Origin of the sequence: Kitasatospora sp. NBC_00458, from assembly GCF_036013975.1 — a bacterium.
Taxonomy (GTDB): domain Bacteria; phylum Actinomycetota; class Actinomycetes; order Streptomycetales; family Streptomycetaceae; genus Kitasatospora.
Genome location: NZ_CP107904.1, coordinates 1,241,996 through 1,260,669 on the forward strand (window position 1 = coordinate 1,241,996; position 18,674 = coordinate 1,260,669).

Sequence of the window (18,674 nt, forward strand, 5' to 3'; positions counted from 1 at the left end):
GAGTTCCGTCCGGGTCGCTCCGCGGGGCCCCTATGGAACCCCTGTCGAACCCCTAAACGAGCTGATCGGACGGCCCGTCGGCGGCCCCGCGGCCCTGCGGCCGACCACCGCTCCGGCCCCGGCCCCGGGCACCCGGCCACCGGTTCCCGGACCGCTCGCACCCGGACCACCCCTGCCCCGTCGGGCCCCGGTCCGCACCGGTTCGTACCGGTCCGTACTGATCTGTGCCGGTCGGCACCGGTCCGCGCCGGCCGGAGCTCGGGGCCGGGCCTCGAAGGCGTCCGCCCGCGCAGCCCCCGCCCTCACCGCCCTCGCCTCTGGCGGGTCCGGCCGCCGCCGGCCACCGGGCGCCCCGTCCGGCCGCGGACCGGACCGGTAGGGGCGGGCGCGGGGAGCCTCCCCGACGGGCCTCAGCCCGCGACGAGGGAGGCCGGCCGCCCCCTGCCCGCGAGCACCGCGACGTGCCCCTCCTCGGACGCGGCGGCCCCCGTGCCCGGGCCGACCAGCTTGGCGAGGTCGACCCGGCGCCGAACGCCCAACTTGCGGTAGACCCGCGTGAGGTGCTGCTCGACGGTGGAGACGGTGATGTACAGCTTGCGGGCGATGTCCCGGTTGGACAGGCCCCGGGCGGCCAGTTCGGCGACCCGCCGCTCGGCCTCGGAGAGCCCGCCGGCGGGCGGCTCCGCGGCCGAGCCCTCGGCGGGCACGACCGCCAGCGCCGGGCTGCGCCGGAGCCTGCGGTCGGTCTGCCGGGCGCGGCCGGGGTCGCCGTCGCTCTGGTGGGCCTCGCTGAGCTCGGAGAGCGTGGCCGAGAGCTCGGCCTCTGCGCCGGCCTCCTCCAGCAGGGCGACGGCCCGTTCCAGCAGCTCCGTCCGCTCGGACCGCTCGCCCGCCGCCGCCCTGATCCGCAGCGCCAGGCCGCGGATCCGGGGGTGCCCGGACGGACCGAGCCGGGCGAGCTGCTGGTCGGCCAGGGCGGCCGCGGTGGGACGGCGGCCGAGGGCGAGGTGGGCGCGGGCCGCACCGAGCCGCCAGGGCGCGATCGCGGGCAGGTGGTCCAGGCCCCAGCGGGCCATCGCGTCACCGCAGGCGCGGTAGTCGGCGAGCGCCTCCTCGGCCCGGCCGAGGGCGAGCCGGTGGCCGGCCAGCGCGTACCGGTGGTGCAGCCCCGCGGGTGTGCGGGCCATCCCCTCCGGGGTGGGCAGCTCCAGGAAGTGGGCGGCGTCCTGGTGCAGGCCCGCCGCCGTCCGGGCGGCGGCCATGGTGGCCAGCGGCAGACCGGCCGCGACCCCCCAGGCCTCCGGCCGGACGTGGGCGAACGCCGCGCGGCCCGCCTCGTCGGCGCCGCGCAGGTCGCCCTGGCGCAGCGCGGTCTCGGCGCGCAGCGCGGCCAGCAGCGCGTGCCAGTTGGCGCCGCAGCGGACTCCGGCCCGCGCGGCGAGCGGACCGCACCAGTGGGCGGCGCGGTCGGCCCGGTCGGCGTAGAGCAGGACGGTCAGCGCGGCGGTCAGCGACTCGGTGCGGACTCCGCCGAGCCGGCCGGCGCGGAGGACGAGTTCGGCCTGGACGACGGCCGCCTCCGGGGTGACCGTTCCGGCCAGCAGCCCGGCGAGCAGCCGCATGCCGTCGCCCCGGTGGTCGGCCGCGGCCCCGGACCGGGCCGGCTGCGGGCGGGCCGGGTTGGGCAGCAGTCCCGGGTACCAGTAGGCGAGCCAGTACCGCAGGGCCTCGGCGGAGGCGGCGTTGCCGGGTGCGGCCTCGAACCGGGTGAGCGCGGCGACGCCCTGCTCGGTCCGGCCGTGCCAGAAGTGGTGGCGGACGGTCTTGAGTTCGTGCCGCAGCGCGGCGTCCGCGTCGGTGACCGTGCCGGGCAGGGTGGGGACGCACTCGACGGCGGCCGTACCGAAGGAGCCGAGCACGCCGACGGCGGGGCCGTGGCCCGCTTCGGGCCCGAACCCTCCGGTGCTGGCGGGTCCGCCGGGCCAGCCCGCCGGGCCGCCGGGACCGCCGGTCGGAGCCTCGGACGGCTCGCTCAGGGAGCCGCCCGTCAGCCAGCCCGCGAGCCCGTCCGAGAACCCGTCCCTGAGTCCGGCCGCCGTTCCCGCGACGGGTCCGGGCTCCGGCACCGCCCAGGCGCCGCCGAAGCCGGCGGCGCTCCCGAGGGCGCTCCCGGCCATGCTGCCGACGGCGCTCACGGCGGCCCCGAAGCCCCCGGTGCTCCCGGCGCCGCCGAGGGCACCGTCCACGCGGGAACCGCCGGAGCCGCCGGAGCCGCCGGGACCGCCGGAAGCGTGCGAACCGCCGGAACCGTCGAGGCCCGGCGGCCAGCCGTACGTACCCGCCCCGGCTCCGGCCGCCGGGTCCGCACCGGGGCCCGAGCCCGGGCCCGCGCCCTGGCGGGGCACCACGCTCTCCCCGGCCGACAGGGAGCTGCGCAGGTGCCCCTCCGCCACCCGGGCGTGCCCGTGCACCGTCGCGTCCGCCGCCCCGGCCGCCCGCAGCAGGCGGCCGGCCCGCTGGTGCAGGGCGGCCAGTTCGACCGGCCGCATCGCGGCGAGCAGGTCACCGGCCGCGGTCGGGTGGCGGAACCCGCCGTCCCGGAAGAGACCGGCCGCGTGCAGCAGGTAGAGCGCCCTGGGCAGCGAGTCCGGTGCGAGCAGGAGGAGTTCGGCGAGGAGCTCCGGGGTGGCGGACGGGCCGAGCACGGCGACACCGCGCGCGTAGTGCAGGGCCAGCGGGTCGATCCGGTGCAGGCAGTGCATCAGCCCGCGCCGGTAGCCCTCGCCGACGACCAGCTCGTCCGGCACGCCGGCGCTCTCCTGGTCGCCGATCAGGCTGTGCACGAGCAGCGGGTTGCCGCCGGTGAGGGCGTGCGCCTCGGCGGCCAGCCGGACGGACGCCGCGCCGAGCCGGGTCCGGAGGAGTTCGGCGACCAGCTCGGTGGAGAGCAGGTCGAGCCGGATGTGCTGGTGGTGCGGCTGGCGGGCCAGTTCGACCTCGAAGAAGGGGTTGGACGGGGTCATGGTCTCGCGTGAGCTGAGCACCGTGAGCACGCCGGCGCTGCGGGTGCGGCGGACCAGGTAGAGCAGGAACTCCAGCGACTGCGGGTCGGCGTCCTGCCGGTCGTCGACGGCGATCAGCACGGGGGCGCGCTCGGCCAGCCGCCGGACCAGCCGGAACAGGCCCTCCAGGGTGCGCTGGGTGAGCCGCCCCTGCGGGCCGTCCGACGGGGTCGGGCGGGAGCCCTCCGCGGCGCCGTCGGCGAGCAGCGTCTCCGCCGCCGCGGCCTCCTCCGGTTCGAGGTCGGCGCCCTGGAGCAGCTGCCGGGCCAGGCCGAGCGGGAACTCCCGCTCCAGCGGTGAGCCGGTGCCGACCAGGACGTGCGCTCCGCGCTCGGCGGCGGTGTCGGTGAAGGCGTAGAGCAGGTCGCTGCGGCCGCTGCCGACCGATCCGTGCAGCACGATCACGCTTCCGGCGCCGGCCGCGCACCGGTCGAACGCCTCGCGCAGCCTCCGGTACTCGGGCTCCCGGCCCACCGGGAGGGTTCTCGACAGGTCTCGGGGGGCGGGCGCGGGGAAGGTGGACATCCGTTCTCCTGGAGCAGTGCGCACGGGAGGACGGGCCGCTGGGCGCTCCTCCTCGCACGGGGCGTGGGCGAGGGAATCGGACGGACCGACCGGAACGGGCAGTGCTGCCCGGCCGGCCGACCGGCGTCAGCGACAGAGGGAGCTGGCGCGCCGCAGCAGGTCGACGTCGAGCCTGGCCACCAGCCTGAGGCTCGCGGCGTTGCGTCCGCCCGCCCGCTGTTCCACGACGTTCTCCATCCCCCGCGCCCTACCGGGCCATGACCGCGCTTGTGACGACGCGTCACCGGAACGCCACGTCACCCGGCTTATCCCCGGGGCACCCCACCGCGGTGTGGGGGTTGCCAGTCAGCCGGCCGGGGCCTGTGGCTGACATTCTTCGCCGGTCCGAGTTTAGGAAGGCGCCGCCGATCCCGTCAATTGCGGGAACCCTCGGCGGAACGCACGAATCCGCCGGTCCGGACCTCGTGCGCGGTCTCCCGAAACGGGGCGCAATGCGGACGCAACACCGTTGCCACACTGGGGCGGTGAGCGGACGCCGGGGTCCGGACCGGCGGTTCCGGTCTGACGGGTCGTCGGGCGTAGGGGGTCGGCAGGGGTCGGCCGGCGGGCCGTGCGCGAAGGGCCCGGGCGACCGCGCTCAGCAGGCGCAGGTGATGCCGGAGCGGGGTGCGGTCAGGTCGTCCACGGGGCGCTGTCCGGTGCCCCGGTCGGTGTCGTAGGCGAAGCCCTCGCGGGCCCAGTACTCGAAACCGCCGAGCATTTCCTTCACCCGGTAGCCGAGCCGGGCGAAGGCGAGCGCGGCGCGGGTGGCGCCGTTGCAGCCGGGGCCCCAGCAGTAGGTGACGACGGTCGCCGCGGGGTCGACGAGCGCGGGCGCCAGTTCGGGGATCCGCGCGGTCGGGATGTGCAGCGCGCCGGGGATCCGGCCCTGCGCCCAGGCCGCCTCGGCCCGGGAGTCGACGACCACCAGCCCGGGGACCCCGGCGGCCAGGTCGGCGCGGACGTCGGAGACGTCGGCCTCGAAGGCGAGCCGGGCCAGGTAGTGGGCGGCGGCGGCCTCGGGCGCGGCGGCGGGGACGGTGAGAACGGCACTGCCGGTCATGGCGGGGGCTCCTTGCCTCGGTTGGGGCGGTGATCCGATCCTCGCCCGGGCGGGGCCGGGTGCGCGATCGGCGTGATCGCCTGCTCCCGCCAAGATCCCGCCACTCCCCGCCGGCAGCCACCGGCACCCGTCGGCACCACCGATCCCCGCCGGCTGCCCACCGGGCCTCACCGGGCTGCCCACCGGGCCGCATCGGGCCGCCCGCCGCGCCGCGGGGCGGCGGCACCGCGCCCGCGCGGGGCGGACGGCGCCCCCGCTACCCCGTCAGCCCGTGCTCCGTCAGCCGCGCCCGCAGTCCGGCCAGTTCGTGCCGCACCAGGGCCGGCAGCCCCGCGACGCCACCGCCCGCCGTGAGCACCGGACCGAGCAGCTCCGCCGCCGCCCCGGGATCGCGCGCCACCAGCAGGCAGTCCGCCACCCGGACGGTGAACAGCAGCCGGGCGGAGGGCAGTTGATCCGGGGCGAGGAGCGCCAGCGCCGTCTCCGCGGCGGCCACGGCGCGGCGGGCCAGCCGGAGGTCGTCGGCGGCGGCCGCCGCGTCGCGCAGCGCGGCGGCGGCGCCCGCCTCGACCCGCAGCCGCATCGAGGCGATGGAGAGCCAGGCCGCGTCCGCCTCGTCGTGGGCACTGATGTGGTCGAGGTGGAGCCGGGCGCGGGCGATGTGCCGGACGGTGGCGCGGACGTCGCCCGCGAGGCCGTAGGCCCGGGCCTGGCCGATCTGGCTCATCGCGCCCGCCCAGTGCCGGTCGGGGGCCGCCCGGGCCATCTCGCGGGCGTAGCCGAGGGCGGCGGCGGGGTCGCCGTCGAGGCGGGCGAGGGCGCTCATGTCGCTGAGCGCGGCGACCTGGGTGGCGGGGTCGCCGGCCAGCTCGGACCAGCTGAGCGCGCGGTCGAAGCAGGCCATCGCGGTGGCGTTGCGGCCGTCCTGCATGCGCAGGGCGCCCGCGGCGTGGGCGTACTCGGCGGCGAGCCGGGCGAGCGGGCGGCGGGCCGGGCCGGTGGGCCGGGCGGTGAGGCGGCGCAGGATGACGCGGAGGGTCTCCTCGACCGCGGCGTTGCCCGGGCCGGTGGGGGCTTCCCCGGCGCGCAGGTGGGCGGCGAGCAGGCCGGTGAGGGCGTGCGCGGTGTCGGGGTCGAGGGGCGGGGCGGTCCCGGGGTCGGCGGCGCGGAAGGCCGCGTGCAGGGCGGTGAGGTCGGCGGGTTCGGGGACGGCGCAGCCGGCTGCGTCGTGCAGCGGGCAGAGCATCCCGTAGTCGGGCAGGCGCGCGGGCACCCAGACGGAGAGCCCGGGCGGGAGGGCCGGGCCGACGAGGGAGACGGGCGGGTCGGGCAGCGGCGGCCGGGCCCAGTCGGCCGGGAGGGCGGCGGCGGCGTCCTCCGGTGCGCCGTCCTCGGCCCGGCGGCAGGCGGTGCGCAGTTCGCCCCCGGCGGCGAGGAGGTCGTCGAGGCGGTCGGCGAGGCGGGGGCTGGTGCGGCGGGTGCCGTGTTCGAGCTTGCTGACGGCGGTGTGGTCGTAGCCGATCTCGGCGCCGAGCTGGGCCTGGGTGAGGCCGGCCCGCCGGCGCCACTGCCGCAGGCGGATGCCGAAGGCACGCCAGCGCTCGTCCTCGGCGAAGGTCGCCGCGCCGCGGTTCCGGTGCAACGGGGCTGCCCTCCCGAGTGCGCTCCCGGGCCTTCCGGTGGGGAGGTCCGCTGAGGAGGACGGTACTGGACGGAGCGCCTCTCCGTACATGACGTGGTCTCAACCACTTTTCCCCTCTGGTCTCAACCTCTCCACTATGTGGTCTCAACCTCTGCACATGCCCTGGCCTCCCGTGCTGCCCTTTCGGACACCAACCCCGCTATCGGGACGGCGCCTTGACAGAACTTGCCAACCACTCGCCGTGCCCGCCGAACCCGTTGACCGTGGCATGACGGCGTGTGAGGGTTCCGGCACCCGAGCGCGGACGCCCGCAACGGCCGTCCCCCATGCGGCCCGCGGTGAGCGCCTTTCCGGCACGTCGTCCGCGGTCGAGCACCCCCACGTTCGAGGAGCCTCGGAATGAAACGCAGATTACTGACGGCGGGCACCACCCTGGCCGTCCTGGCCGGCATGCTCACCGCCACCGCGGTCGGGCAGGCCGCCGCCGACCCGGGCCCGACGGCCGTCGCGCCGCCGAGCGCGCTGACCGCCGCCGTCAACGCCGCCGACCAGGCGGCCGCGGCAGGCCTGGACGCCCTGGCCAAGGGGCCGGGCGAGTCGTACGAGCGGCAGTCCGTCACCCCCTGGCTCGCCGGCCTCTACTCGGTGGCCTACGAGCGCACCTACAAGGGCCTGCCGGTGGTCGGCGGAGACGCCGTCGTCATAGCCGACGGCCAGGGCAAGGTCCGCGGATCGCAGTCCGCGTCCTCCGCGCCGATCGGCGTGCCCACCACCCCCCTGGTCAGCGCCGCGAACGCGGAGAAGACCGCCCGCACCAAGCTGGCCACCGTCGACGGCGTGCAGTCGCGCCGGCTGGTCGTCCGGGTCAAGGACGGCGTCAGCCGCCTCGCCTGGGAGACCGTGCTCACCGGCCGCACCGCCACCGCGCCCAGCACCCTGCACGTCTTCGTCGACGCCCGCAGCGGCGAGGTCGTCGACAGCTACGACGACGTCCGGGCCGGCACGCTGAACAGCAAGTGGAACGGCCCGTCACCGGTCACCATCACCACCAGCGGCTCCGGCAGCTCCTACTCGCTGCGCGACGCCAGCCGGCCGGGCCTGACCTGTGCCGACTACTCCACCGGCCAGGTGTTCACCAAGTCCAGCGACTCCTGGGGCAACGGCACCTCCACCAGCAAGGAGACCTCCTGCGGCGACGTGATGTTCGCGGCGCAGAAGGAATGGGACATGCTCCGGGACTGGCTCGGGCGCAACGGCCACAACGGCAACGGCGGCAGCTGGCCGGTCAAGGTCGGCCTGAACGACGTCAACGCCTACTGGGACGGCTCCTCCGTCTCGATCGGCCACAACAACGCCAACGAGTGGATCGCCTCGATCGACGTCGTCGGCCACGAGTTCGGCCACGGCATCGACCAGTTCACCCCCGGCGGCGCCAACAACGAGAACGGCCTGGGCGAGGGCACCGGCGACATCTTCGGCGCGCTGACCGAGGCCTACGCCAACGAGCCGTCCCCGTACGACAGCCCGGACTACACCGTCGGCGAGATGGTCAACCTGGTCGGGCGCGGCCCGATCCGCAACATGGCCAACCCCTCGCTGGTCAACGGCGACCCGAACTGCTACTCCTCCTCGATCCCGAGCACCGAGGTCCACGCGGCCGCCGGCCCGCTGAACCACTGGTTCTACCTGCTCGCCGAGGGCTCCAACCCGGGCGGCGGCAAGCCCACCAGCCCGACCTGCAACAGCTCCACGATCACCGGCGTCGGCATCAAGGACGCGGGCCGGATCTTCTACGGCGGCATGCTGCTCAAGACCAGCGGCATGACCTACAAGAAGTACCGGACCACCACCCTGACCGCCGCCAAGAACCTCGACCCGACCTGCAACCTGTTCAACCGCACCAAGGCGGCCTGGGACGCGGTCAGCCTGCCCGCCCAGAGCGGCGAGCCGACCTGCAACGTGACGGGCCCCGAGTTCAACATCACGCTCACCCCGAGCTCCGGCTCCGTCCAGCCCGGTTCGTCGACCAGCGCGACGATCAACACCTCGGTCGTCTCGGGCGGCGCGCAGACGCTCAACCTGACCGCCTCGGGCGCCCCGAGCGGTGCCACCGCGACGGTCACCCCGTCCTCGGTGCAGAGCGGCTCCTCCGCCACGCTGAACATCACGACGTCCTCGTCGACGGCGCCCGGCAGCTACGTCATCACCGTGACCGCCGCCGGTGCCACCACCCACACCACGCAGTACACGCTGACCGTGGGCAGCACCAACCCCAACCCGAACGCCCCTGACATCAGCGTCGCCAACGTCCAGGCGCACCTGAGCCAGTTCAACACCATCGCCTCGCAGAACGGCGGCAACCGCCGCACCGGCACCGCCGGGTACAGCCAGTCGCTGGCCTACGTGAAGGCCAAGCTCCAGGCGGCCGGCTACACCGTCACCGAGCAGACCTGCTCCACCTGCACCTACACCGCCAACAACCTGATCGCCGACTGGCCGGGCGGCCCGGCCGACCAGGTGACCATGTTCGGCGCGCACCTGGACGGCGTCTCGGCCGGCCCGGGCATCAACGACAACGGCTCCGGCTCCGCCGTGCTGCTGGAGACCGCGCTCGTCCTGGCGCAGCAGAACCCGACCATGAGCCGGCACGTCCGGTTCGCCTGGTGGACGGGCGAGGAGCAGGGCCTGCAGGGTTCGAAGCACTACGTGAACCAGCTGAGCTCCACCCAGCGCAGCGCCATCAAGGGCTACTACAACTTCGACATGGTCGGCTCGCCCAACGCCGGCTACTTCATCAACAACGTCAACTCCGCCACCTCGGCGCCGATGAAGGCGTACTGGGACTCGCTGAACCTCCAGCCGGAGGAGAACGTCGAGGGCCAGGGCCGCTCGGACGACGCCTCGTTCCAGTCGGCCGGCATCCCGACCTCGGGCTACGCGGCCGGCGCCAGCGCCACCAAGACCTCGGCGCAGGCCACCAAGTGGGGCGGCACCGCCAACCGGGCGTACGACTCCTGCTACCACTCGGCGTGCGACACCACCAGCAACATCAACGCCACCGTGCTGGACCGCAGCGCCGACGGCGTCGCCTACACCCTGTGGAAGACCTCGGTCGGCAGCGGGCCCATCCCGACCAACGACTTCTCGGTCGCGGTGAACCCGGGCAGCGGCACGGTCAAGCCCGGTGAGTCGACCAACGCGTCGGTCTCCACCCAGACCACCTCCGGCTCGGCCCAGACGGTGAACCTCACCGTCACCGGCGCCCCGTCCGGTGTGACGGCCTCGGTCAGCCCCTCCTCGGTGCAGTCCGGCGGCTCGGCCACGCTGAGCGTCTCGGTCGCCTCCTCGGTGGCGCCCGGCACCTACAACCTGACCGTGACGGGCGCCGGCTCGGTCAGCCACTCCACCTCCTACTCGCTGGTGGTCGCCAACGACCCGGGGCCGGGCAACGGCACCTGGGCGGCGGGCACCACCTACAAGGCCGGTGACACCGTGACCTTCAACGGCGTCAGCTACCGGTGCCTCCAGGGCCACACGGCCCAGGTCGGTTGGGAGCCCCCGATCGTCCCGGCCCTCTGGCAGCAGATCTGAGCGGACCGGATCTGTTCCGGGAACGGGACACAGGCGGTGCCGCGGTTCGTCGAGGGGGACGAACCGCGGCACCGCCGCCGTCGTTCCGGGCTCCGGTCCGGACGGCGAAGGGCGGCCGGCGGGATCCCCGAGAGACCAACCCGGCCCCACCGGTCCGGCGTCCACCGCTCGGAGCGTCCACCGCTCCGGCGGCCACCGGTCGGAGCGCCCACCGGTCGGAGCGCCCACCACCCCCTCCCGGCTGACGTAGAGTCAGCGCGGACCGGACGGCGGTCCCCGACCGAGGAGGCACCCGTGACCACCACCGCGCACCCCGGCCCCGGCCCCGACCGCGCCCCCTCCACCCCCTCCGCCGAGCCCTCGCCCGAGGCCCGGCCCGTACCCTCGCCCGTGCCGGAACTCCCCGCCGAGGCGGTCGAGGAGTGGCGCACCGAGGAGGCCGAGCTGGTCGACCTGCTGGCCCGCGCCCACCGCCGCCTCGGCGGCGTCGCCGCGTTCCGGATCGGCCCCCGCCCCACCGTCCTCGTCACCGACCCGGAGGCCGTCCAGCACGTGCTCGGCCGCCACCCCGAGCGGTACGTCAAGCGCTCCCACCGGGCCCGGATGCTCACCGGCGAGGGCGTCCTGTCCGCCACCGGCGAGGCCTGGAAGCGCCAGCGCCGCATGCTGCAGGCCCAGTTCACCGGCACCGGGATGCGCCGCCACGAACAGCGGATCACCGCCGCCGCCCACCGCGCCGCCGACCGCTGGGCCGGGTACGCGCGCACCGGCGAGACCTTCGACGTCGCCGACGAGATGCGGCACTTCGCCCTCGACACCATCTGGCGCGCCCTCACCGGCCACCCGCTCGACGAGGCCACCGAACACGAGCTCGACCGTATCGCCACCGTGGTCGCCGCCCTCCCCCAGCTGCCCTCGGACGGCGACCGGGCGCAGGAGGCCGTCGCCGCCGACCTCGCCAGGATCGACGCCGTCGCGCACGCCGCCATCGACACCGCCCGCCGCCGGGAGGACGGCCCCGACGGGCCCGGTGTGCTCCGCGTGCTGATCGACGCCGCCGAGCAGCACCCCGAGTACACCGACCGGCTGATCCGCGACGAGCTCGTCACGCTGCTGGTCGCCGGCCACGAGACCACCGCCACCACCCTGACCTGGCTCTTCCTGCTCCTCGACCGCCACCCCGGCGCCCGCGAGTGGGCCCTCGCCGCCGGCCCCGCGGGCTCGCCCGAACGGCACGAGGCCGTCCAGGCGCTGGTCGCCGAGACGCTCCGGCTCTACCCGTCGGCCTGGATCCTGCCCCGGCACGCCCTCACCGACGACACGCTGGCCGGGCACCGCATCGAGGCCGGCACCGACCTGCTGGTCTGCCCCTACCTCACCCACCGCGACCCGTCCCTCTGGCCCGATCCCGGGCACTTCGACCCGACCCGGTTCACCGCGGGCGGCACCCGCCCGGCGCACCTGGCCGCCTACCTCCCGTTCGGCCTGGGCGCCCGTGCCTGCCTGGGCACCCGGTTCGCCCTCCGCGAGTCCGTCGCCGTGCTCGAACTCCTCCTCCCGGCCCACCGGGTGGACTTCCTCAGCACTCCCGCCGGCGCCGCCTACAGCATCACCGTCCGCCCCGACGGCCCCACCCCGGCGGTCCTCACGACGCCGTGAGCACCGTCCGGGGCGGGCCGGTGCCGGGGACCGCCGGGACCGCCGGAGTGCCCCCGCCTCCCTGCCCGGCTCCCTGCCCGGCTCCCTGCCCGCCTCCCTGCCTGCCGCCCTACCCGCCTCCGGTGCCGTCGGTGACCTGCGCCGTTGTGGCGACGAAGGTATACGCCGCGTTCACGGAAACCCGATTGCCAGCCCGCATTCGCGCGCACTAACGTTCGACCGCGCACCGGTCGCCGGGGTGATGGAGACTCAGCTGGCGACCAGTCGGAATGCGCGCATCCCATCGGACGAATCCCCTCCCCCGCCGGCCGGACGTGACACGCCAGGCCCTCGGCCGCGGATCGCGGGGACACTGCTGCGAAGGCGAACTGACACATCATGCGAGAATCCCGTGCCCCCCGATGGCTGAGGGGCCCGCTGACGAGAGGCCTTGCGCTCCTGTGCGCGGGCGGTTTCGTGCTGGCCGCACCCGGAGCCGCGTTCGCGGACGCCTCCGTGGCGGCGAAGCAGGCCGGATCGGCCCTGACGACCGCCGCGCGGGTGCCCGGTGACGTCGACCTCGACGGCGTCCCCGACTTCCTGGCCCCGGCCGCCGACGGCTCGCTGACCCTGTTCCGGGGCGGCAGCGCCGGCGGGGCCGGCCCCGAGACGGCCTCCACGGCGAGCAGGAGCCCCCGTGGGGACGACTGGAACAACTACCTGCTGGCCCACCGGGGCGCCGTCATGGGCGGCGGCGACTCCCTGTTCGCCTACCACAAGGGCTACAAGCAGCTCTACCTCTACGCCAACGACGCGGACGCGTACCCGGACCCCGTCCCCGGGCACTTCACCCGCACCTACAGCCTGGTGGGCAGCAGCGGCACACTCTGCGACCGGGGCGTCGACGGCACCTGGGACCACATCGCCCAGCTGACGGCCGTCCAGCGGGGCACCGGGGGGACCAACCTCGTCACCGTCGAGAACGGCCACCTGCGGTACTACCCCTTCAGCTACCTCGCCGGCTGCTACTTCGGCGCCGGTGTCGAGCTCGGCGCCGAGGGCGCCGACTGGAGCGGCTTCACCCTGCTGTCCCCCGGCGAGGTCGACGGCGTGCCGACGCTCTGGGTGCGGGACACCGCGACCGGCGCCGTCACCGCCCTGCCGCTGCCGCTGGACGCCGTGGGCAAGCCCGTGAGCGGCTTCACGCGCCTGACCCTGCCCGCCGGCCGGCCCCTGGTGTCCGCGATCAAGGACACCGACGGCAAGGACCTGTGCGCCGACATCGACCACGCGTGGACGAGCAACGGCACCGCCTCCCTGCTGTGGAACTGCGCCGACCAGGGCGCGGCTCCCAACCAGCGGTTCACCCTCGGCACCGACGGCTCGCTGCACGTCCTCGGCAAGTGCCTCGACGTCACCGGCGGTGCGACCGCCGCCGGCTCACCCGTCAACCTGTGGGACTGCAACAACAGCCCGGCCCAGCAGTGGGTCACCGGCCCCTACCCGGGCACGCTGAAGAACCCGAACTCGGGCAAGTGCCTCGACGCACCGGGTGCCGCCACCGCGGGCACCCGCCTGGCGATCGGGGAGTGCGACAGCGGGGCGGGCCGGCAGTGGACCGTCCCCGCCGCCCACGCCGTGCTCCCGATCGGCCTCGCCGCCGGTGCCTTCCCCGCCGTGGACTCGCCCGGTGACACCGACGCGGACGGCCGCCCCGACCTGGTCGTCACCGCGGCGGACGGCCGGGTCCTCCTGTACCCGAGCACCGCCCCGGCCGGGGGCCAGCCGCGCTTCGGCCAGCCGCGGCTGATCTCGGGGCCGCCCGTCGGGCAGAGCATCCGTTCCGTCCACAACCCGTCCCGCTGCCTCGACAACTACGGCGCCCCCGACAACGGCCCCCTGCGCCTCTACGGCTGCTGGGGCTCCGCGAGCCAGCGGTTCGCCTTCGCCCTCGACGGCACCCTGCGGACCGGGGAGCGCTGCGTCGCCGTCCAGGGCGACCGGACCGAGCCGGGTACGCCGGCCGTCATCGTGGACTGCCAGGGCACCGGCGGCCAGATCTGGAAGTACCGCGCCGACGGTTCGCTCTACAACCCCGCCTCCGACAGCTGCCTGGACCTGCCCGGTTGGAACGACGCCAACGGCACGGCCCTGACCATCTGGTCGTGCAACGGCGGCACCAACCAGCGCTGGACCCTCACTCCCAACCCCGCCTGACCGGCCCCCGGACGAGCGGGGCCCGCGACGCGCACCGCGACGCGGGCCCCGCTCGTTCCCGCCCTTCGCGGCGGGCCCTACGCCAGCGGGCCGTAGTAGCCGCCGAGGAGCTGGAAGTAGGCCGGGTCCAGGGCGTTGAGGAACGGGGGCGCGGACCGGATCTCGGTCTTCGTGCGGCCGAGGTGGACGGTCCGCTCCGCCGGGTCGATCCTGATCACGGTGCCGGCGGGCAGCAGCACCTGGTGGCCGAAGAGCCAGCCGGTGTCGACCACCAGGTAGGCGGCGCTGACCTCGGCGGTGTGCCGGTCCACCTTGCCCACGTAGCCGTCGAGGGCGTGCACCGCGAAGCCGGTGAGGTCGAGGGCCGGCCGGTGGCCGGCCTCGTCGGTGTAGCGCCACAGGGTGTCGTCGTCGTTCATCGCAACTCCTTCTCCTTCCGGCGGGGTTCGGGCGTGCACGCTGCGCGCGGCTCAGCGGCGGCGGCCCACGCCGGCCGCGGTGGTGAAGGAGATGAGCGCGGCGGCGACGCCGACCTGGAGGAGGTGGCGGATCCAGTCGACGCCGCCGGTGTCCCGCACGCCGAGCGCGCCGGCGAGGGCGTTGCCGACCAGGGCGCCGACCAGTCCCAGCAGGATCGTCAGCCAGAGCGGCACGGGCTGGCGGCCCGGTAGGACGAGCTTGGCGAGCAGGCCGACGAGCAGCCCGACGACGAGTGCCCAGATCAGGGTCATGAGTACGTCTCCTGTCGGCTCCGTGTGCCCCGGCCGGTCGGCCGGGGGCGTCCACCGTCTGCCCCGGACCGGCGGGTCCATTCCCCCCGTCGCGGGACCGGCCGGCGCGGACCGCCCCGAGCCGGGCCTGACGGGCCGGTGACCCGGCCGGGTGGGGCCGGGTCACCGGGTCAGGCGGTCAGGCGGTCACGGGTAGGACACCACCGTCGACGGCGTGGTGGAGGTGCCGGAGGTGGCGGCACCGGTGCCGTTGATCACGTGCTCGAACTGCCCGTTGCCGCCGAGCGACACCACCGACAGGCCGTGGAACCGCACGCCCGGCCGGACCGGGGCCTCGAATCCGTGGTCCATCCGGATGGTCGGGTCGACGTTGAAGTAGCAGTAGCTGCCGAGGCCCCACCCTTCGTGGACGGCGACGCCGTCTCCCACCTTGTACGCGGCGAAGCCCTTGGTGGCGCCGTTCTGCACGGCGGCCTGGTTCGGGGCGTCGTAGGCGATCTCGTTCTGGAAGAAGATCGTCCGGCCGCGTTCGCCGGTCCACTCGACGTCGTACTTCTTGAAGTGCTCGACGAAGAGGCCGGTGGCGAGCACGTCGTCCCCGCGGACCAGCAGGCCGTAGTCGGAGGGGTTGACGGTCCAGCCCACCCCGGCGCCGTGGTCCGCGCGCCAGATCCAGGTGTGGTCGATGACGACGTCGTCGCTGTTGACGACGATGCCGGCGGTCGCCGAACCGGGGCCCGCCCCGCCGACCCGGACGAAGACGTCCTGCAGCGTGGTCGGGTCGGCCGCGTGGTCGGCGGCGGCGCCGTCCGGGCCGACCTGCACCAGCGACGGCGAGGCGACCGGGCCCGCGTCGACCAGCAGCCCGGCCAGCCGGACGCCGTCCACGTCGGCGACCCGGATCGCGGTCACCCCGTTGTCGGGGACCACGGTCGCCAGGCCGAGGCCGAGCACCACCGTGCCGGGCCGGGTCACCTCGATCGGCCGGTCGACGTGGTAGACGCCGGGGGTGAAGAGCAGGTCCAGGCCCTGGGCGAGCGCGGTGTTGACGGTGGCGGCGGTGGCACCGGGCTTGACCAGGTAGAACTGGGTGAGCGGCCGCGAGGTGCCCTGCGGGGCGCCGTCCCAGGAGACCCCGCGGGCGTCGGTCCGCTTGGCCGGGACGAAGACCCGGTACTCGTTGCCGTCCAGGTAGAGGAACGGCTTCTCGCGGGAGACCGGGGTGGTGTCGAGCGTGGTGTAGGGCGGGTTCGGGAAGCCCTGCGCGGGCGCGCCCTGGACGCCGGAGAACACCTGGTTCCAGACGCCGTTGGAGAAGCCGCCGATGGCGCTGTCCCGGGTGTACCACTGCTGCTGCGAGTAGTTGCCGACGCCGCCGTCGATCCGGCTGTCGGCGATGTAGCCGCCGCTGGCCCAGCCGTAGCCGTTCGGGGCGAGGTCGAGTCCGCCGCGGACGTGCATCCGGCGGAACGGCGCGGCCTGGGCGACGGCCCAGCGGTCGGTGCCGCTGACGGGGTTGAGCGCGAGGTTCTCGGCGGAGCGCCAGAAGTTCTGCGTCGCGTTGCCGTTGAACCAGCCGGCGTCCACGGTGACGTCGCCGTCGATCGTGGTGTCGTCGGGCTTCAGGCCGAGGCCCGCGACCGAGGTGTAGAAGCCGAGTTGGACGTTGAGGTTCCGGTAGCCGCCCGGCTTGAAGAGCAGTGCGTACCGCTCGGGGCCGAACTGGTTGGCCTCCTGCTTGCGGAAGACCTCGTCGGCCTTGGCCTGGATGCCGGGCGTGGCGGGGTCGAAGACCAGGACGTTGGGTCCCAGGTCGCCGCCGCCCTGCACCGGGGGCACGCCCGGACCGTCCGTGGCCGCGACCCGGAACTCCCAGAGCGAGTAGCCGTATCCGGTGCCCCGGGCGAGGCCGGCGATCCGGACGTGGCGCCCGCTGCCGGACACCGTGAGGGTCTCGGTGCCGCCGGTGGCGTTCGCGGTGGAGTACAGCGTCCGCCAGGTGGTGCCGTCGTCCGAGGACTCGATCCGGTACGAGCGCCCGTACGCCGCCTCCCAGACGAGTTCGACGCGGCACAGCCGGCGGACGGAGCCGAGGTCGACCTGCAGCCACTGCGGATCGGCGAACGCCGAGGACCAGCGGGTCCCGGGGTCGCCGTCCACGGCGTTGGCGGCGGACAGACCGGCGTTCTCGACGGAGGAGGCGGTGGCGGGCCGCCCCCTGGCCGCGTCGGCGGCGCCGCACGCGGCCGCGGCGCCCTGCGGGGACGCCGCCCCTGCGGACACGGACACCGCACCGGCGGGGGCGGCCGGTCCGGCGAACGCGGCCGGCCCGGGCAGGGCGAGGGCGGCGGCCGCGAGCAGGGCCAGGCCGATCCGGGCGATCGGCGCCGGACGTGGACGTGGACGTGCTGAGGTGAGCCTCATATGGGCTTCTCCTCCGGGTGGGGGTGGGTGGGTGTGGGGGCGCACGCCCGTGCCCGGCCCGGTGCGGGCACCGGGCGGTGGGGTGACGACGGGGCGGCTCGGCGGCTCGGCGGGTCCGCGTGCCGCCGGGCCCGGGTGGGGCGGACCGGCAGCGCGGACCGCCGCGACGGGCGGTCACCGGGGACGTGCCGAACGACGTGCCGAAGGACGTGCCGGGGTGCCGTCGGCCCGCCGTCCGGGCCCGGGGAGCACCCCCTGACCGGGAGTCTCGGGGCTGCCGATCGGGGGTGTCAACCCTTCGCACCGGCTTTCCTCACACCGTGAACTAGCTTGTACCGCAACGATTTACGGCGTCCTCCGAGGTCAGGCCCGGACCTCCGGGACCACCCGGGCCGGGTGCGCGGACCGGACCGGGAGCTCTCCCCCGGACTCCAGGAAGTCGGAGAGCGGCAGCGTCGCGGCGCCGAGTGTGACCGCCTCGGGCCCGAGGGTCCCGAGCACGATCGAGGTCTGCTCGCGGGGGAAGCGCAGCGCGTACCGGGTGGCCGCCGCGCGGATCGCCGGCAGCAGCCGGGGGCCGAGCAGCAGGCCCGCCCAGCCGCCGATCACGATCCGCTCCGGGTTGAACAGGTTGACCAGGTCGGCGATGGCCGCGCCGAGGTACTCCGCGGCCTCCGCGAGCAGCGCACCGGCGGCCGGTTCGTCCGCCTCGGCGGCCGCGAGCAGGGCGGCCAGCCCCGCCTTCTCGCCGTCGCCGGGCGGCGCCGCACCCCACCGCTCCACCAGCGCCTCGGCGCCGACGTAGGCCTCCAGGCAGCCGTGCGCGCCGCAGCGGCAGCGGCGTCCGCCGACGTGGACCTTGGTGTGGCCCCATTCGCCCGCGCTGCTGGTGGCCCCCCGGAAGCGGGCGCCGTCGGCGATCACACAGGCCCCGACGCCGGAGCCGAACAGGGCGATCACCGCGTGCCGCAGGCCGCGCCCGGCGCCGAACCACATCTCGGCCTGGCCGAGCGTCTTGGCGCCGTTGTCGACGAAGAGCGGCAGGTCGGTGCCGGCCCGCAGGAGCCGGCCGAGCGGGACGGCGTCCCAGCCGACGGTCTGGCCGTGCACCACGATCCCGAGGCCGTCCGAGGCGGGGTCGCCCTGTTCGACGATGCCCGGCACGCCGATGCCGACGCCGAGCACGGTGGCCGGGTCGGTGCCGGTGCGCTCCAGCACCTCGGCCAGTCCGGCGAGGATCAGGTCGACCACGTGGTCGACGTCGTGGCCGCGGCCGGACAACGGGTGGTCGCTGGCGGCCAGTTCGGTCCGGGCCAGGTCGAACAGGGCGACCCTGACCTGGGTCTCCCCGACGTCCACACCCACCAGGTGGGCCCGGCCGGCGGCCACCCGGAGCAGGATCCGGGGGCGGCCGCCGTCCGACTCGACCGAGCCGCACTCCTCGATCAGCCCGTCGGCGAGCAGTTCGCCGGTGACGTTGCTGATCGAGCCGGCGCTGAGCCCGGTGACCGCTCCCAGCTCCTGGCGGCTCAGCGGCCCGTCGAAGTACAGCCGCCGCAGCAGCGTCGACCGGCTGCCTCTGCGCAGGTCACGCACCGTCTTCTTGCCTCGCGGGGTCATGGGTCTCCCTCCTGATCCGAATCTATCGCTGTCCGAACCCTTGACGGAAGCTTTTCTCACACGTTAAATCACGGCCTGAAGTAAGCAGTGAAGCACGGTACTTCACCTCCACGGCAAACCCG

The 18,674-nt window shown here is 75.2% G+C and carries 10 protein-coding genes and 1 riboswitch; of the genes, 3 read left to right on the top strand and 7 right to left on the bottom strand.

The window, feature by feature from the left end:
- Positions 1 to 410 precede the first annotated feature (410 nt).
- From OG550_RS04200 to OG550_RS04210, 3 genes are all read right to left on the bottom strand, one after another.
- Positions 411 to 3,587, bottom strand: coding sequence for an AAA family ATPase (locus OG550_RS04200; protein WP_327674628.1), 3,177 nt, complete (start codon positions 3,585 to 3,587; stop codon positions 411 to 413).
- Positions 3,588 to 3,845: 258 nt separating this feature from the next.
- Positions 3,846 to 3,968: riboswitch (SAM riboswitch) on the bottom strand.
- A gap of 256 nt (positions 3,969 to 4,224) precedes the next feature.
- Positions 4,225 to 4,689 (bottom strand): rhodanese-like domain-containing protein, encoded by a 465-nt coding sequence (locus OG550_RS04205; RefSeq protein ID WP_327674630.1) that lies wholly within the window; start codon positions 4,687 to 4,689, stop codon positions 4,225 to 4,227.
- Positions 4,690 to 4,945: 256 nt separating this feature from the next.
- A complete protein-coding gene (locus OG550_RS04210; RefSeq protein WP_327674632.1) occupies positions 4,946 to 6,331 on the bottom strand; it encodes a helix-turn-helix transcriptional regulator in 1,386 nt (461 codons plus the stop codon).
- Between the two features lie 399 nt (positions 6,332 to 6,730).
- On the opposite strand from OG550_RS04210, the gene OG550_RS04215 reads away from it, so the two are divergent.
- The 3 genes from OG550_RS04215 (at position 6,731) to OG550_RS04225 (ending at position 13,777) form a co-directional block, all read left to right on the top strand.
- A complete protein-coding gene (locus OG550_RS04215) occupies positions 6,731 to 9,922 on the top strand; it encodes a M28 family peptidase (protein WP_327674634.1) in 3,192 nt (1,063 codons plus the stop codon).
- A gap of 294 nt (positions 9,923 to 10,216) precedes the next feature.
- Entirely contained in the window at positions 10,217 to 11,581 is a 1,365-nt protein-coding gene (locus OG550_RS04220) for a cytochrome P450 (protein WP_327674636.1), read from the top strand.
- A gap of 456 nt (positions 11,582 to 12,037) precedes the next feature.
- Complete coding sequence (locus OG550_RS04225; protein WP_327674638.1) at positions 12,038 to 13,777, top strand: ricin-type beta-trefoil lectin domain protein; 1,740 nt, start codon at positions 12,038 to 12,040, stop codon at positions 13,775 to 13,777.
- 77 nt (positions 13,778 to 13,854) lie between these two features.
- Here OG550_RS04225 and OG550_RS04230 read toward each other — a convergent pair whose 3' ends face one another.
- The 4 genes from OG550_RS04230 to OG550_RS04245 all read right to left on the bottom strand — a co-directional run bounded on the left by OG550_RS04230 (position 13,855) and on the right by OG550_RS04245 (position 18,552).
- Positions 13,855 to 14,196, bottom strand: coding sequence for a PRC-barrel domain containing protein (locus OG550_RS04230; RefSeq protein WP_327674640.1), 342 nt, complete (start codon positions 14,194 to 14,196; stop codon positions 13,855 to 13,857).
- Between the two features lie 51 nt (positions 14,197 to 14,247).
- Positions 14,248 to 14,508, bottom strand: coding sequence for a GlsB/YeaQ/YmgE family stress response membrane protein (locus tag OG550_RS04235; RefSeq protein WP_327674642.1), 261 nt, complete (start codon positions 14,506 to 14,508; stop codon positions 14,248 to 14,250).
- Between the two features lie 186 nt (positions 14,509 to 14,694).
- Positions 14,695 to 16,932 carry a discoidin domain-containing protein gene (locus OG550_RS04240; RefSeq protein WP_327674645.1) on the bottom strand — a complete coding sequence of 746 codons (2,238 nt, stop codon included), beginning with the start codon at positions 16,930 to 16,932 and terminating at the stop codon, positions 14,695 to 14,697.
- A gap of 363 nt (positions 16,933 to 17,295) precedes the next feature.
- Positions 17,296 to 18,552, bottom strand: coding sequence for an ROK family transcriptional regulator (locus OG550_RS04245; protein WP_327674647.1), 1,257 nt, complete (start codon positions 18,550 to 18,552; stop codon positions 17,296 to 17,298).
- Positions 18,553 to 18,674 lie beyond the last annotated feature (122 nt).

Bases quoted from the DNA above. Each gene is read 5' to 3' on its own strand.
- OG550_RS04200 (WP_327674628.1), bottom strand. From the start codon at position 3,587: ATGTCCACCTTCCCCGCGCCCGCCCCCCGAGACCTGTCGAGAACCCTC.
- OG550_RS04205 (WP_327674630.1), bottom strand. From the start codon at position 4,689: ATGACCGGCAGTGCCGTTCTCACCGTCCCCGCCGCCGCGCCCGAGGCC.
- OG550_RS04215 (WP_327674634.1), top strand. From the start codon at position 6,731: ATGAAACGCAGATTACTGACGGCGGGCACCACCCTGGCCGTCCTGGCC.
- OG550_RS04230 (WP_327674640.1), bottom strand. From the start codon at position 14,196: ATGAACGACGACGACACCCTGTGGCGCTACACCGACGAGGCCGGCCAC.
- OG550_RS04235 (WP_327674642.1), bottom strand. From the start codon at position 14,508: ATGACCCTGATCTGGGCACTCGTCGTCGGGCTGCTCGTCGGCCTGCTC.
- OG550_RS04240 (WP_327674645.1), bottom strand. From the start codon at position 16,932: ATGAGGCTCACCTCAGCACGTCCACGTCCACGTCCGGCGCCGATCGCC.
- OG550_RS04245 (WP_327674647.1), bottom strand. From the start codon at position 18,552: ATGACCCCGCGAGGCAAGAAGACGGTGCGTGACCTGCGCAGAGGCAGC.